Origin of the sequence: Nostoc cf. commune SO-36 (assembly GCF_023734775.1) — a bacterium.
GTDB lineage: Bacteria > Cyanobacteriota > Cyanobacteriia > Cyanobacteriales > Nostocaceae > Nostoc > Nostoc commune_A.
This window is the reverse complement of the sequence record NZ_AP025732.1, coordinates 4,742,263-4,756,652: the sequence shown is the minus strand read 5'-3', so window position 1 is coordinate 4,756,652 and position 14,390 is coordinate 4,742,263. Positions and strand designations below refer to the sequence as shown.

Below are 14,390 nucleotides of genomic sequence, written 5' to 3'. Positions count from 1 at the left end.
CAAAGATAGTAAACTGTAAAAATGTAAAGAATAATATTTAAAGATGGCAGCATATTCAATTGACTTACGACAAAAGATATTGAGTGCCTGGCAAAACAAAGAAGGCAGCCAAAGGGAATTAGCAAAACGATTTAAAGTCAGTTTGTCTTTTATCCGTGACTTTTTACGTCGATATCGAGAGACGGCAGAGATAGCTGCCAGACCCCAAGGAGGAGATCGCCGCTCTAAGCTTAATAGTATTGAGCAAGAATTATTAAAGGTAATGGTGACAAAGCAAAGCGATATATATTTGCGAGAAATTCAAGAAGCAATAAAAGAACGCACAGAAATAAATGTAAGTATATCAAGTTTATCCCGCACTCTTAAACGCTTAAAATTAAATCGTAAAAAAAAACTTTAGTATCGACTGAGCAAACTACAGAAAGAGTACAAAAATTACGCTATGAATTTCGACGTTGGCTAGATACTATAGATATCAAAAACCTCATATTTATTGATGAAACAGGTGTAAATCTGGCTATGACACGACATTATGCCAGAGGTATTGACGGAGGAAGAGTCTATGATGAGCGACCGGGTAATAAAGGCAAAAATATTACTGTAATTGGAGCTATGAGTGATGAGGGCTTAATTGCCACTATGACTTTTCCAGGTAGTCTGAACACTGCTAGCTTTTTAGTTTTTATTGAGCAAATATTACTACCATCATTATGGATTGGAGCGATTATAGTTATGGATAACTTACCTGTACATTATGCTGGGACTGCAAAATCTTTAATAGAATCTGTTGGAGCAAAGGTTAAGTTTTTGCCTCCATACTCACCTGATTTATCACCAATTGAGTTATGTTGGTCAAAGTTAAAAGAAATTCAACGTTGCGGCTAAAACTCGAACATTCGATGCTCTAGATGTTGCAATAACTATGGCTGTTAATGCCATTACTGATGAAAATGCTCTAAATTGGTTTAATCATTGTGGTTTATTCTTTGAGCCTATTTAGATAGCTCTTTTTGTGGTGAGTTTGATCGCAAACTGCTGTAACTCCCTTACCAGTTGAAGACGTGCTTCTGGGGGCAGTGATTTAATACCGTCCACACCCGCCGTCTTTTTACCTTGGTTTTCAACTGTTACCCTACGTACCGCTAGCACCCTATTAGACCAAGACCTCATCAGCGTCTTTTGGAGTTTGCGGCATTGCTTGACATCACCACGGCGGGAGGCAGCGTAGATGCGTTTTTGCAACTTGAAAACATATCTTTCAGCTTGTCGCCAATTGATTGTTTTCCATCCCTCGGTATTCATTACTAAATCCGAATTAGGCTTATTCATAGCTACTGTTACCTCTAGCTTTCCCACACTGCGGCTCACGTCTGCTTATCCTGGCAGTTACGCCATCCCTTTTAAGGCATTACCCGTTAATTCGGGTTAGGCATTTGCTTCTTGAGTCATCCTGCGCCTTCATGTCTTATGGCTGATGCCTACCTGTTACCAATTTCAGGAGAACATGAAGGGTTGTTTCGTTCCCAATATCCATAATTGAGTCTTTTAGGGTGTGTCTCTCCACCGAGGTTATGAGTGGTGCGCCATCACGATGCCCAAAATCTGATGGACTCTACCTTTATCGGCTATTTCCGATCCAAGGGCACGGGAAAAGACCCATTAGCTTATACCCCTTGGTTCTTGGTTACGATGGTTCAAACAACACTTTGCTTGGTCTACCCGTGAGACTCTTGCTAGTAGTAGGTACTTTCAGCAATTACTACCTATTCCTACTTTCACCCCCGCTTTACACCTTTGATAATCAGTCTTGGGTGTAGGGGCTACCAATTTGTATTGGTAGTTTGTGTGCTTTTAATCCCGCACCGGGACAGTAGGACTTGGTGTATTTTTGATTGGGTTATAATTCAAGTTGGTAACTTCAATCTTTCCCTTTCTCTTCTAGCTTTCTTAGCTGTTGGCTTGGCTAGATGTCCTCACCTACATGGATCGTGAGTTGTCATTTGTTGAGGATTAAAGTGCGAACTCTACCCGAATTGGGTTACTCAACAAAAGCCAGTCGTCCTCCTTTTTGGGTTTAGACTGAACGAATCGCACTAGGCTTCCAAGACAATCCGGCTATTGCTTAGGAGGCTCTTGGCTTTAAGAACGGAATGCCCTACCGCTCTATTTTTTATATTTACGGCTGCATTATGATCTCGGTCAAGACTGCATTTACAATTAGGGCAGTCGTGCCATCTTTCATGCAGTTTTTTAGGAACTTTCACCCCACAGTTAGAACAATCTTGACTTGTACCAGATGGATTCACGGCAATCACCAACAACCCAGCATTTTCGGCTTTGGTTGATAGGATTGACAAGAAACTACCCCATCCAGCATCATGTACAGACTTTGCCAACATAGAACGGGAAAGGCCTTTGACGCTTAAATCTTCGTGAACTACAACGTCATATTTTTTCAGTAAATTGTTAGCCGTTTTAAAGTGAAAGTCTTTACGTTTATCAGCTACTTTTTTGTGCTGCTTGGCAACCTGCTTGATAGCTTTTTTACGGCGAATGCTTCCAATATGCCGGCGTGAGATCCGTTTTTGAATTACGCGCAATCGTTTCTGAGATTTACGGTAATGCTGAGGAATTGGGACAACATCACCCTCAGAAGTTGTCAAAAAGTCTTTTAAGCCAAGGTCAATACCTGTTATTGAGTCCGCATTAAAATCAGGTTTAATAGATGGAACTGTTATATCTTCCAGACTTAAAGTCAAATAATATCCATCAGCCTTTTTTGTTACTGACGAAGTTTTAATTTTAAACCCGTCAGGGATTGGGCGATGCAAAATAATCTTGACTATACCAAACATCGGCAAGGTAATCTGATTACCTTGCAGACACCCGTCCTTCATTTGCGGATAAGTGAAAGTCCTGTATCGATCACGAGACTTAAAACGAGGTCTTCCACTTCGTTTTCCGTTGGTATCACCTTTTAAAAAACGGTCAAACGTAACATAAACTCGTTTAACCATATCCTGCAATACCTGCGAGTAAATTTCGCCGTACCAAGGATGAGTTTTTTTTAGTTGTGGCAGCGTTTTCTTTTGTGAATAATAGTCTGGGTTGTCCCGCAATTCTGGTATATGGCACACAAGGGGACAAGCGTTAATCGGTGAGCGATTAAACTCGTACCAATCAAATCTATCAGCCAACAGAAAATTGTATTGGGCGCATAACATAGATAGCCATCTATCTATCTCTATGGCTTGCTTTGCTGTTGGTCGTAGCTTGTATTGGTATGCTATCCTCACGTTTTTACCCTTAATCATTAAGAATACAATAGCATATTAGTGATAACAATGGGTAGACAAACATGAAAACTACTAGGTTAAATGTGAGGATGTCTGAGCGCAGATTAAACAAACTTCGCTCTTACGCTGCAATGAAAGATAAAACAGTCACGCAGATAGTAGAAGACTGGGTTGATAGACTGCCAAATATAGAGAGTGTTAAAATTAACGCTGACCCACTCCCTGTCAATCCTGTGGATTGAATTGGTCGGAGGTCGCGTTAATTTTAACCGCCTTATATCTCGCCACTGACTCGGAGTACCGAGTACAGTGGGAGGCTTACGGCGTAAAAGCTAAAAATACTTTGACTACTTTCTAAACTACTATGTCTAGAGGAATATCAAATCAATTTATCCAATTTCCGATGCTGTGCCGAAGTTATGAAGGTTGGAAGCCCACTATCAGACTTCTCTTCTTGTTAGTAGGAGGATGGTTAGTACTGATTCCCAACTCTACCCCAGCACAAGCACAACTGCACAACAACAATGCGCTACTAGCTCAACAAGAAGGCGAATTTTTACCGCCACCGCCAATAGTTCCCTTTGGTCAACAGCCATCACCACAGTTACAACCGGCTCAACCAGAAGATTTCAATCAATTTGAGCAGGATTTTCAGCCCTCTCAACCATTTCAGAACAATCAATTTGAGCAGAATTTTCAGCCCTCTCAACCTGGACAGTTTAGTCAATATAACCAGAACTTTGAGCGCTACTTTGTTTACGTTGATAGTGGTGATTTCCAGACACTACAAGCAATACGTCAGATTGAACCCAGTGCTTACATTCGTGAGTACCAAGGCCGGAGGGTAATTCAGTCAGGAGTTTTTAACAGAGCATCTAACGCCCAACAACGGGTGAATGAGTTACAGTCACGAGGTATATATAACGCCCAAATTATCAACTTCGCTAACGGACAAGAAATAAATTCAGGCTCTAGAGGCTTTGTTGGCGATCGCAATAATATAAATGCTAATAGACCAGCCTCTAGATATTATGTTGTAATTCCCACCACTTCTGAACAATTACCTGCGATCGCAGAACAACTTAGGCAGAATCTAGCTCGATTTAGCCCAGATTTCAATCGAGTTGGCGGAGTCCTCGAAAGGACGCAACCACGAGGCCCACACGTAGCAGTAGGGCCTTTCTCCGATCGATTCCAAGCTGGCGAATGGAATAAGTATCTGCGAAAGATAGGATACGGGAATGCCAGAGTTTACTACGGGAAGTAAATAAGCGGGGATTGGAGATTGGAGACTAAGGACTGGGGAGTAAAATTAAACTCATAACTCAGCACGGGCTAAACGCCCCGCTATCGCTAATACCAATTCACGAAAATCCTGATACACATAGATTTATCGTAGGGGCATGGCAATGCCATGCCCTTAACAGCGTATTTGTATCATTATTAAAGTTAAATGGTATAACAGCACTGATGGAAGATAGGCAAGAACAAATTTCGCAAGTGGTAGTGACTGCTGGGCAGATGCGCGATATTGAAAAGCGGATCTTTGCAGCAGGAATGCCTGTAGTTGCTTTGATGGAAAAGGTGGCGGGATTAATTGCCCGTCGCATTCTAGAGATTTCTCCAACTCTCCTGCAAAATACTTTCTCGATTCCTGCAAACACTCGCTTTTTAAGGGTGTCGCCACAGGCGGGGGGATCTCGTATCGGAATTCTTGTCGGCCCCGGTCATAATGGTGGCGATGCTTTAGTAGTAGCCCGTGAATTACACTTTCGCGGGTATGAAGTTTGGATTTATTCTCCTTTTTCTCAGCTTAAAGAATTAACTTCGCAGCACTTGCAATATGCCCAGAGTTTGGGTATTCCAATTTATCAAACAGTTGGGCAGCTGCCAGATTCTGATTTGTTGATTGATGGGTTGTTTGGGTTTGGTTTAGAAAGAAACCTGACTGATCCCATCGCCTCTGCAATTAATCAGTTAAATGAATTGTCTGTGCCGATTTATAGTATTGATTTACCTTCAGGTTTACACACCGACACTGGCGTTGTATTGGGAACTGCCATTCGCGCCACTCGCACATTTTGTTTAGGTTTATGGAAACTAGCTTTTTTTCAAGATCAGGCATTGGAATATCTTGGTAAAGCCGAGTTAATTGATTTTGATATTCCTTTAGCTGATGTTGAAGCTGTTCTCAAAGATGTCCCCAGAATTAAACGTATTACAGCAACAAAAGCACTTGCTACTTTACCTTTACCTCGTCCAGCAGTTACTCACAAATATAAAGAAGGACATTTATTGCTGATTTGCGGTTCGCGCCGCTATGCAGGTGGATCAATTTTAACTGGTTTGGGTGCTAGGGCTAGTGGTGTAGGGATGCTTTCTATTGCAGTACCCGAATCGCTGAAATCTATTTTGGTGTCACACTTGCCAGAAGCGTTAATTGTCGGTTGTCCAGAGACGGAAACTGGAGCGAACGCTCACCTACAACTACCAGAAAACACTGATCTGAGTTCTTTTAATGCGATCGCTTGTGGCCCCGGTTTAACACGAGATGCTACGCCCATTGTGCAAGAAGCGATCGCTGTTGATCGGCCTCTAATTCTTGATGCCGATGGTTTAAATATTTTGGCACAAATGGGAGCGATCGCCACGTTAAAAAAACGCCAAGCAGTAACCATACTTACACCCCACACAGGCGAATTCCAACGCTTGTTTCCTGATATCGCCAATGCCAAATATGACAGGGTGAAAGCAGTACAAGCAGCTGCCGGGCAAAGTGGTGCAGTAGTGTTATTAAAAGGGGCAAGAACTGCGATCGCCAACCCTCAAGGTGGCGTTTGGATTGTTCCTGAAAGCACACCTGCCTTAGCGCGTGGTGGTAGCGGCGACGTGTTAACTGGGCTACTGGGCGGACTGTTAGCGCAAGCAGCAACTAAACAGATTCCTGTAGAAGATATTGTCGCAACTGCCGCTTGGTGGCATTCCCAAGCAGGTATAATAGCCGCCCAAGAGCGTACCGAATTAGGTGTAGATGCGTTTACATTGACACAATATTTGCTAAAAGTTCTAACTTAGTCAAATTCCTCGTTCCCAGTCTCCGACTGGGAACGAGGAATTGGGATCAGGGATTGACTAAATACCAACGCTGTAGCACCAACCGTTGAATTTCGCGCCAGGCAATATTATGTTTTTTGGCTAAGTCTGCACAATCTTCATATTCTGGCTGCACATTTGCAATAACTTTTTTTGTTGATTGTCCTTTCCATGCTACCTTCACGCGCACTTTGCCATATTCAGTTTCCACTTGTTGAATTTCCCGTTGTAAAATAGCGCGTTGCTGAGTTGTTCGCCGAATGCCCAAGGTTGTAGTTTCGCGGAAGATAACGGCTTCACAACTGAGTAAATTTTCTGGATGACAAATCACAGTCAGCAAAATCCCTGGACGCGACTTTTTCATACCGATCGCTTGGGTAAAAACATCCAGCGCACCAACCGCAAATAACGCCTCAAACGCATAGCCAATAGCTTGTGGACTTAAATCATCAATTTGGGTTTCTAATACCGAGATGGTTTCCAAATTTGAGCTAGTATCTTCAGAATCACTGAAATTTGACTGTAAACTTGCGCTTTCACCCAACCAAAGACGTAAAATATTGGGAATGGGTAAATTTATGGTTCCCGCTCCCAGTCCTATCTGCTTGATAGCGATCGCAGGTGGTGAACCAAAATCTCTTGCCAAAGTAGTGGCGATCGCGGCTCCTGTTGGTGTAACTAATTCTCTGTCAATGCCATTGCTATAAACTGGACAACCCCGCATTTCCCACAGCTTTAATACTGCTGGTACTGGTACTGCCATCTGACCATGTGCAGCCCGAACAGTGCCGCCACCAGTCGGGAAGGCCGAGCAGTAAAGTAAGGGTAATCCTTCCTCATTGCTCTCAATCCCCAACCAATCCAACCCCAGGCAAGTACCCACAATATCTACGATCGCATCTATAGCACCCACCTCATGAAAATGAACTTTTTCAGGAGAAATGCCATGCACCGCCCCTTCTGCTACTGCTAACTGTCGGAATACCGCCAAACTCCAAGCTTCTGCCCGTGATGGCAACCCCGCTTTGAGAATCATCTGCTCTATTTCTGGCAGGTGTCGTGTGTGATGGTGGCTGTGTTCGCGATCGTGGTGGTGATGATGATCGTGTACTAAATCCACATGAACTTTAGTCGCCTGCTGACCATTCCGTTGGACAAATTCCGCCCTTAACTGATATTCCTTCTCAATTCCCAACCCATTGAGTTTTTCAATTAAATACTCCACAGGAACACCCAAACTTACCAAAGCACCCAGGCACATATCGCCAGAAATTCCTGTCGGACATTGAAGATAAGCAATTTTATTCATAATAAATTAGTCATTAGTCATTAGTCATTCTCCCCTATCCCCAGTCCCTAGTCCCCAATCCCCAATCCCCAATCCCCAATCCCCACTCACCGAGTTATGGCAAAAATTTTCCCAGTTCATCCGGATAATCCTCAAATTCGCCGAATAGAGGAAATAAAGTCGGCGCTTTCTAGTGGCGCAGTCATGCTTTACCCTACTGATACAGTCTATGCGATCGGTTGTGATTTGAATGCCAAGTCGGCGGTAGAACGAGTGCGGCAAATTAAACAGCTAGCAAACGATAAACCATTGACATTTTTATGTCCCTCGCTTTCAAATGTGGCAACTTATGCCTTCGTAAGTGACACAGCCTATCGGATTATGAAACGCCTGATTCCAGGGCCATACACGTTTTTGCTGCCAGCTACTAAATTAGTAACAGCGATTGGTGCAAAGCCCCAAGCGGAAAAGCACTGGAATCAAGAGTACCAAACCATACTGTGTGCTTGGAACTGCTGGCAGCGTTGGGTAATCCGAATATTTCAACTTCGGCACATCTGCCACCAGATGAAGCAGATGATGGCAGAATTCGGATAGATTCAGAAACGATTCAGTCGCGGGTAGAGCTATTTGACCGTTTAGACAAGTTGGTAGACATTATTATTGACACTGGCGAGGAACCTACTTATGAAGTGTCTACTATCTTAGATATGATCGGAGACGAAGCAGTAATTATACGGAGGGGTTTAGGTTGGGAAGCAGCAGCAGCATGGGTATAAGAATTCAACTTCACAGGCTCACCTCTCCGTTTCGGAAATTGTGATAAAAACGACTCCAGTTTTCTAATTGTCATACTTAAAGGCGATCTCTACTATGGGCTGTTTGGTGACACAGTGGATATAACAGGATGGTAGCAACAGTTGGCACAGCAAGGTATTTGACAACTTTGAGAAAATGGTGGGTACTCTTGTGCCAGCGTCAATATAGTGGCTTGTGAAAAAAACCGACACATTGCCAGAACTGTAACTCTTTCGTATTTCCTATAGTTTTATATATGAGCTTTAAATGTGAGCATTATATGCGGCAAACCTTGATGGATGAATGCCCAAAGATTCTCCAATCAAGGAAGGTCTTGATTGCTGTGTCTGCGTTGTAATTACGGTGCAATACTACTACCTGGAAAAGTCATGAAAGCTAACGTCGTCAATCTACCAAACTCTACACCCATTTTTGAGAACCACGTTTCGACTGAAGAATTTTCAGATAGCAACAGTGATAACCTTGATTGACTTGCTGTGTGAGGAAATGCAAGCGCAAGTGAAAGCAACACCCAAGTGCGTAGAAGCTTTAGCAAAGCGCATAGCCGTAGAAGTAGAACGCATTTGCGACAAAAGCTCTCGTATCCAAACATCTGGGGAAATCAAATCCTGGCAGATGACGTTGGGAAGGCATCGGATGCAAAAGTGCTTACGTTACTACCAACTAGGTTCTAAACAAGGGCGGGTGGAATTACATAGCAATTTGGGTGCTATGGTTTACCGTCATGTAACTATGTCCGGCTCTGAGTTGGGCTTTGATGCTCGTTACAGCCTAATTGAAGATTTTTTACAAGCATTTTATATCGAAGCTATCAAAGCTTTCCGCAGAGAAAACGAACTACCTAACGATCATACGCCGCGTACTCAGCTACAATTAGCTGAATATATGGCTTTTACAGAGCAGTATGCCAAACGCCGGATCAATTTACCTGGTGGTGCAAATCAGCAATTGATTATCTTGCGCGCCCAAGGTTTTGCTCGTCGTCAGCCGCAAGAGACTACCGTGGACATTGAAATGGCGGTGGAGTCTGCTAAGGGTGAAGAAGCAGAATCTTACCAGCGTAACTCGGCGGTGCAACAGCTGCGATCGCAAATGGTTGCCCAAACTAATTTCGATCCATCAGAAGAGTCAGAACGCGATCGCGTCATCACTGAATTGATGAAATACCTGGAGTCTCAAGGCCAATCTGATTGTATGAATTACCTCAGCTTGAAACTTCAAGACCTCTCAGCCCCAGAAATTGACCAAATTCTCGGTTTAACCAGCCGTCAGCGCGATTATCTCCAACAACGCTTTAAATACCACGTAGAAAAGTTTGCCAAACAACACCATTGGCAATTGGTACATCAATGGTTAGGTGCGGGTTTAGAGCAAAAATTGGGTTTATCTTCCCAGCAGTGGGAAATCTTTGTAAATCAACTCACAGAACAGCAACAGCAAATATTAAAATTAAAAACTGCACGGGAAAATGATGTTGCGATCGCTAAAACCATCAAATGCACTCCCAAACAGTTACAAAAGCGCTGGACTCAACTTTTAGAACTAGCATGGTCTATCCGCAACGGTCATACTGAGGCACAAACCGGTTGAAACTAAGGTGAAATAACTAACATTTATCGAAGTCAGTATTTCCTGAACTCTCTAGTCTTTCGAGAGCGGAAAAACTTCGATTAGTAGAGGATTTATGGAATAAAATTGCCGCTATACCAGCAGCACTCACAGTTTTAGATTGGCAAAAACAAGAGTTAGACCGCCACAAAGCCAAATATCTGCAAAACCCGGCCATTGGCAACAGTTGGGAAGATGTAAAAGCCAGAATCTCTCAACGACATGGCTAGAAAATTAACTATATTTACAGCCGCACAACTAGATATTATTGAAGCTTCTTATATCATGTCCGCTTGATTGCTTATTAAACCCGAAGAACCTCACCCCGCCAAAGCTATGCTTTGTCTCCCCTCCCCGCTTGCGGGGCTACCGTGTATACACAAGTCCTAAAAACCTTGCCTGGTAAGATACAAGCCTTAGTAGGCAAGGTTTTGAACCGAGCAAGCTAATTATCAATAGTGTCAGCTTATTGATAGAGGTTTAACGGAAAATTAAGGATTTTAAAAATAATTTTCCGTTATTTTGTGTCCATGTGATTCCCAACTCAACTTGTGTATACACGGTAGGCTTGCGGGGAGGGGTTGGGGGTGGGGTGCAATGACTGTGGAAATCGTCACTAGTTAGCGGACATGATATGACTGGTATGAGGGGCGCGAATTTGGGTTCTCAACATTCGACGAAGAAAGTAATCGCCCCTCTAGTTTTTATTGCTTAGAGAACTCCACAGAATAATTGATCCTATGATAAGAGAAAGATAAATTCAGTGTGCAGTCTAGCTCATGTATCCAAAATCTATCATTCAACTCACCGCGCACCTAAAATCTCTGTACATCAAAACAGCGAAAAAACTCAAGGGAAGTGACCGAAGACAATTCATGGCAGAAGTAGTCAAAGGTTTGGGAATAGGTGGACAAACTGTGGCGGAAAGGGAGTTGGGATGGAATAGGCGCACTATCCGTAAAGGGATGCAGGAGTTAGAGAGTGGTCAGCCTTTTATTGATGGTTTCAGGCGTAGTGGACGCAAGCGGGCTGAAGCAAAATTATCAAACTTGTTGAGGGATATAAAATCGTTAGTAGACCCACAAAGTCAAACTGACCCCAGTTTTAAAAGTATACGTTTGTATACACGCATGACGGCAAGCGAAGTCCGTCGTCAACTAATTGAACAATTTGGTTACACAGAGGAAGAACTACCTTCATCAGAAACAATTCGACGAAAATTGAATGATTTAGGCTATACCTTAAAAAGAGTTCTGAAAACCAAGCCTATCAAGAAAATTCCCGAAACAGAAGCGATTTTTGAACAAGTTGAACAAATTAATAGTGAAGCTGACAATGACCCTCATACTCTGCGAATTTCCATTGATGCTAAGGTAGCAGTTAAGATTGGAGAATTTGACCGTGGGGGTAAAAATCGAATGCCAACCATCTCAGTAGACCACGACTTCCCGACGGAGATAACTCTGATTCCCTACGGCATTTTTATACCTGAATACAACGAGTTATTTTTATTCTTTGTTTCTTCCAAATTAACCGCTGATTGTATTGTTGATTTGCTTGAAAGCTGGTGGCAAACTGTCAAACACAGATTTGCTCATATTCAAAAACTGGTGATTAATCAGGATAATGGACCTGAAAATAATTCTCGCCGCACTCAATTTATGAAGCGGATTGTAGATTTTGGTACATCATCTCAACTGACGTTACAACTTGCTTATTATCCGCCTTATCATAGCAAATATAACCCGATAGAACGTTGTTTTGGCTGGTTAGAACAGCATTGGAATGGTAGTTTACTTGACACTGTTGAGACTGTACTGAATTTCGCCCAAACTCTCACATTTAAGGGTAAAAATCCGGTGGTCACATTGGTAGAAACAGTTTATTCTACAGGAGTTAAACTTACTACCTCCGCTATGGCAGAAATTGAAACACAGATTCACCGCCTCCCCAATCTCAGAAAATGGTTTGTAGAAATTTTTGCTAAACCCACATAGCTATTGGATCATTTTTTTTGTGGAGTTCTCTTAGATAAATTATTTTATTAGGAAAATCCTTTGTATTTGATTATTTATCTTCAAAATCAGATTGATTGAATGTTATTTTCTTCATTCTCTTGATTTTTTTGCGTTTTTACAAAATGTACTCTCTTTGCACTTAAATTTGAAGTGCAGAATGTGGGTTACTAGCACTTGTGTGTAACACCGTCGGTTGCGGGTGCGCTAAAATGTCTATGCGGTAAGGGTTTGAACTTAAGTTGACATATAGGGACATTGCCGTGCCCCTATCCATGTACTTCATGCAAATGAGAATTGCTATACATACCCAAGGCACTACTAAAACAGCAGGAAGAAAATCATGTCAGCACTTCAGTTTCTCTTACTCGAAGCAAATCTTGCCGATGCAGAAGTTGTGCAAGCAACGCTGAGGGAGGGCGGGATTGAGTGTGAACTACTGCGGGTAGAAACTCGTGCTGATTTTATTAGAACACTGGAGAGCAACGCCATCGATCTGATATTGGCAGACTATGGCTTGTCTAATTTTGATGACATTGCGGCACTAACGATCGCCCGTCGCCTACGTCCTGAGATACCGTTTATTTTCATCTCTGGCAGTTTGGGCGAAGAATTGGCGATCGCAGCTATCAAACAGGGCGCGACAGATTATATACTCAAGCAACGCTTAGGGCGGTTAGTGCCATCGGTACAAGAAGCATTGCAGGAAGTAGCGGTTGACAAAGATACTACCAAGCGCAAACAAGCTTTATTAGCCATCGAGTCAGACCTGAAAGATACGCAACTACTCCACGAACTGAGCACGAGGCTTGTAACCGAAGGCGACATTCAGACGCTTTACCAGGAAATTATAGCTGCTGCGATCGCCCTCACACGAGCAGATGCGGGATCGATCCAAATTCTCGACGAAGCGACGCAGGATCTCGTGCTGCTTGCCACTCAAGGCATAACGCCAGCAATGCTTGAGCATTTCTATCGCGTCAACGCGGATTCAAACACGCCTTGTGGTATGGCATTGACAACGGGCGATCGCGCCTTTGTTGATTTCGATGTGCCAGAGAGCGAAGACCCGGATGGCTCGATGCGACTGCACATTGAGGCGGGACTTTTCTCAGCACAGTCCACACCGCTAATTACCCGTTCGGGTAAAGCGATCGGTATGTTTTCGACCCATTGGTGCAAACACCATCGACCCACAGAACGCGAACTGCGCTTTCTCGATTTACTCGCCCGCCAAGCAGCTGGTTTGATTGAGCAGCGACAAGCCGAAGCCGCCATTGCCGCCGACCTGCGCGACACTCAACGCTTACACAAACTCAGCACCTCCCTGGCATCGGAGGACAATATTCAGGTGCTTTACGACGAGATTGTGGCTGCTGCGGTTGACCTCATGCAGGCTGATGCTGGGACAATTCAAATTTTGGAAGAAGAAGCTAAATACATAATATTGCTCGCAAGTCTTGGCTTAGAACAAAAGACAGTCGAGTATTTCTATCGTATTGATGCGAATTCCAATACTGCCTGTGGCATTGCTCTTGCAACTCGAAAACGGGCAATGATTAATTATGATGTACCCGCAAGTGAAGACCCCAGTGGTTCGCTGCAAAAGCTCGTAAAGGCAGGATTTCTCTGCGGACAGTCAACCCCCCTAATTACCCGTTCCGGCAGAGCGATCGGCATGGTTTCGACCCACTGGGGCAAACACCATCGACCCACAGAACGCGAACTGCGCTTTCTCGATTTACTCGCCCGCCAAGCGACTGATTTGATTGAGCAGCGACAAGCCCAGGTCGCCTTGCGCGAATCGGAAGCCAAATATCGATCGCTGTTTGAGTCGATGGAGGAAGGTTTTTACAGCGTCGAAGTGTTGTATGACGAGGATGGGCAGCCCGTTGACCATCGGATTCTTGAAGCGAATCCGGCGTTTGAAAGACATACTGGCTTAACCAATGCGAGGGGCAGATTAGCGAGTGAGTTGATGCCGATAATCAAACAATTCTGGAGCAACCATTACGCGCGAGTTGTTGCCACAGGCGAATCTGAGCGACTTGAGCAGTACTCGTTTGCGTTGAACCGTTGGTTCAATGTTGAAGTTTCGCGCATTGGCGACGAAATCGCTGCACCACGTTGCGATTATTTTCCAAGACGTTACAGATCGCAAACGCGCCGAAGCTGCCCTGCGCGAATCGGAAGAAAAATTCCGCACTTTTGTCAGTGCAACTTCGGACATCATTTATGAAATGAGCGCAGATTGGCGGGAAATGCATTCTC

At 43.6% G+C, this 14,390-nt stretch carries 11 protein-coding genes and 2 pseudogenes; 10 read left to right on the top strand and 3 right to left on the bottom strand.

Annotation, left to right across the window (positions count from 1 at the left end; genetic code table 11):
* The first annotated feature begins 43 nt into the window (after nucleotides 1–43).
* Entirely contained in the window at nucleotides 44–400 is a 357-nt protein-coding gene (locus ANSO36C_RS21430; RefSeq protein ID WP_251956147.1) for an IS630 transposase-related protein, read from the top strand.
* 119 nt (nucleotides 401–519) lie between these two features.
* Entirely contained in the window at nucleotides 520–885 is a 366-nt protein-coding gene (locus ANSO36C_RS21425; protein WP_251956146.1) for a transposase, read from the top strand.
* A gap of 111 nt (nucleotides 886–996) precedes the next feature.
* Here the strand turns inward: ANSO36C_RS21425 and ANSO36C_RS21420 are convergent, their stop codons facing one another.
* Nucleotides 997–1,329 carry a reverse transcriptase N-terminal domain-containing protein gene (locus ANSO36C_RS21420; RefSeq protein WP_251956145.1) on the bottom strand — a complete coding sequence of 111 codons (333 nt, stop codon included), beginning with the start codon at nucleotides 1,327–1,329 and terminating at the stop codon, nucleotides 997–999.
* Between the two features lie 764 nt (nucleotides 1,330–2,093).
* Entirely contained in the window at nucleotides 2,094–3,296 is a 1,203-nt protein-coding gene (locus ANSO36C_RS21415; RefSeq protein ID WP_251956144.1) for an RNA-guided endonuclease InsQ/TnpB family protein, read from the bottom strand.
* A gap of 62 nt (nucleotides 3,297–3,358) precedes the next feature.
* On the opposite strand from ANSO36C_RS21415, the gene ANSO36C_RS21410 reads away from it, so the two are divergent.
* The 3 genes from ANSO36C_RS21410 to ANSO36C_RS21400 all read left to right on the top strand — a co-directional run bounded on the left by ANSO36C_RS21410 (nucleotide 3,359) and on the right by ANSO36C_RS21400 (nucleotide 6,371).
* Nucleotides 3,359–3,538 (top strand): hypothetical protein, encoded by a 180-nt coding sequence (locus ANSO36C_RS21410; RefSeq protein ID WP_251956143.1) that lies wholly within the window; start codon nucleotides 3,359–3,361, stop codon nucleotides 3,536–3,538.
* A gap of 122 nt (nucleotides 3,539–3,660) precedes the next feature.
* Nucleotides 3,661–4,563, top strand: coding sequence for a hypothetical protein (locus tag ANSO36C_RS21405; RefSeq protein ID WP_251956142.1), 903 nt, complete (start codon nucleotides 3,661–3,663; stop codon nucleotides 4,561–4,563).
* Between the two features lie 203 nt (nucleotides 4,564–4,766).
* On the top strand, nucleotides 4,767–6,371 hold the full coding sequence (locus tag ANSO36C_RS21400; RefSeq protein ID WP_251956141.1) for an NAD(P)H-hydrate dehydratase: 1,605 nt from the start codon (nucleotides 4,767–4,769) through the stop codon (nucleotides 6,369–6,371).
* Nucleotides 6,372–6,417: 46 nt separating this feature from the next.
* Here the strand turns inward: ANSO36C_RS21400 and larC are convergent, their stop codons facing one another.
* Entirely contained in the window at nucleotides 6,418–7,698 is a 1,281-nt protein-coding gene (gene larC / locus ANSO36C_RS21395; RefSeq protein ID WP_251956140.1) for a nickel pincer cofactor biosynthesis protein LarC, read from the bottom strand.
* 96 nt (nucleotides 7,699–7,794) lie between these two features.
* On the opposite strand from larC, the pseudogene ANSO36C_RS21390 reads away from it, so the two are divergent.
* The 5 genes and pseudogenes from ANSO36C_RS21390 (at nucleotide 7,795) to ANSO36C_RS21370 (ending at nucleotide 14,358) form a co-directional block, all read left to right on the top strand.
* A pseudogene (locus ANSO36C_RS21390) lies at nucleotides 7,795–8,456 on the top strand (L-threonylcarbamoyladenylate synthase).
* A gap of 408 nt (nucleotides 8,457–8,864) precedes the next feature.
* A pseudogene (locus tag ANSO36C_RS21385) lies at nucleotides 8,865–10,086 on the top strand (HetZ-related protein).
* Nucleotides 10,087–10,190: 104 nt separating this feature from the next.
* Nucleotides 10,191–10,334: an addiction module protein gene (locus ANSO36C_RS21380; protein WP_251960401.1), complete on the top strand. Its 144-nt coding sequence runs from the start codon at nucleotides 10,191–10,193 to the stop codon at nucleotides 10,332–10,334.
* Between the two features lie 567 nt (nucleotides 10,335–10,901).
* Complete coding sequence (locus ANSO36C_RS21375; protein WP_251960248.1) at nucleotides 10,902–12,101, top strand: ISAzo13 family transposase; 1,200 nt, start codon at nucleotides 10,902–10,904, stop codon at nucleotides 12,099–12,101.
* A gap of 361 nt (nucleotides 12,102–12,462) precedes the next feature.
* Nucleotides 12,463–14,358 carry a GAF domain-containing protein gene (locus ANSO36C_RS21370; protein WP_251956139.1) on the top strand — a complete coding sequence of 632 codons (1,896 nt, stop codon included), beginning with the start codon at nucleotides 12,463–12,465 and terminating at the stop codon, nucleotides 14,356–14,358.
* The last annotated feature ends 32 nt before the right edge of the window (nucleotides 14,359–14,390 follow it).

What these genes read in the sequence shown, in the direction of transcription:
- ANSO36C_RS21405 (WP_251956142.1), top strand. Translation starts at nt 3,661, where the DNA reads ATGTCTAGAGGAATATCAAATCAATTTATCCAATTTCCGATGCTGTGC.
- larC (WP_251956140.1), bottom strand. Translation starts at nt 7,698, where the DNA reads ATGAATAAAATTGCTTATCTTCAATGTCCGACAGGAATTTCTGGCGAT.
- ANSO36C_RS21410 (WP_251956143.1), top strand. Translation starts at nt 3,359, where the DNA reads ATGAAAACTACTAGGTTAAATGTGAGGATGTCTGAGCGCAGATTAAAC.
- ANSO36C_RS21420 (WP_251956145.1), bottom strand. Translation starts at nt 1,329, where the DNA reads ATGAATAAGCCTAATTCGGATTTAGTAATGAATACCGAGGGATGGAAA.
- ANSO36C_RS21430 (WP_251956147.1), top strand. Translation starts at nt 44, where the DNA reads ATGGCAGCATATTCAATTGACTTACGACAAAAGATATTGAGTGCCTGG.
- ANSO36C_RS21425 (WP_251956146.1), top strand. Translation starts at nt 520, where the DNA reads ATGACACGACATTATGCCAGAGGTATTGACGGAGGAAGAGTCTATGAT.
- ANSO36C_RS21370 (WP_251956139.1), top strand. Translation starts at nt 12,463, where the DNA reads ATGTCAGCACTTCAGTTTCTCTTACTCGAAGCAAATCTTGCCGATGCA.
- ANSO36C_RS21400 (WP_251956141.1), top strand. Translation starts at nt 4,767, where the DNA reads ATGGAAGATAGGCAAGAACAAATTTCGCAAGTGGTAGTGACTGCTGGG.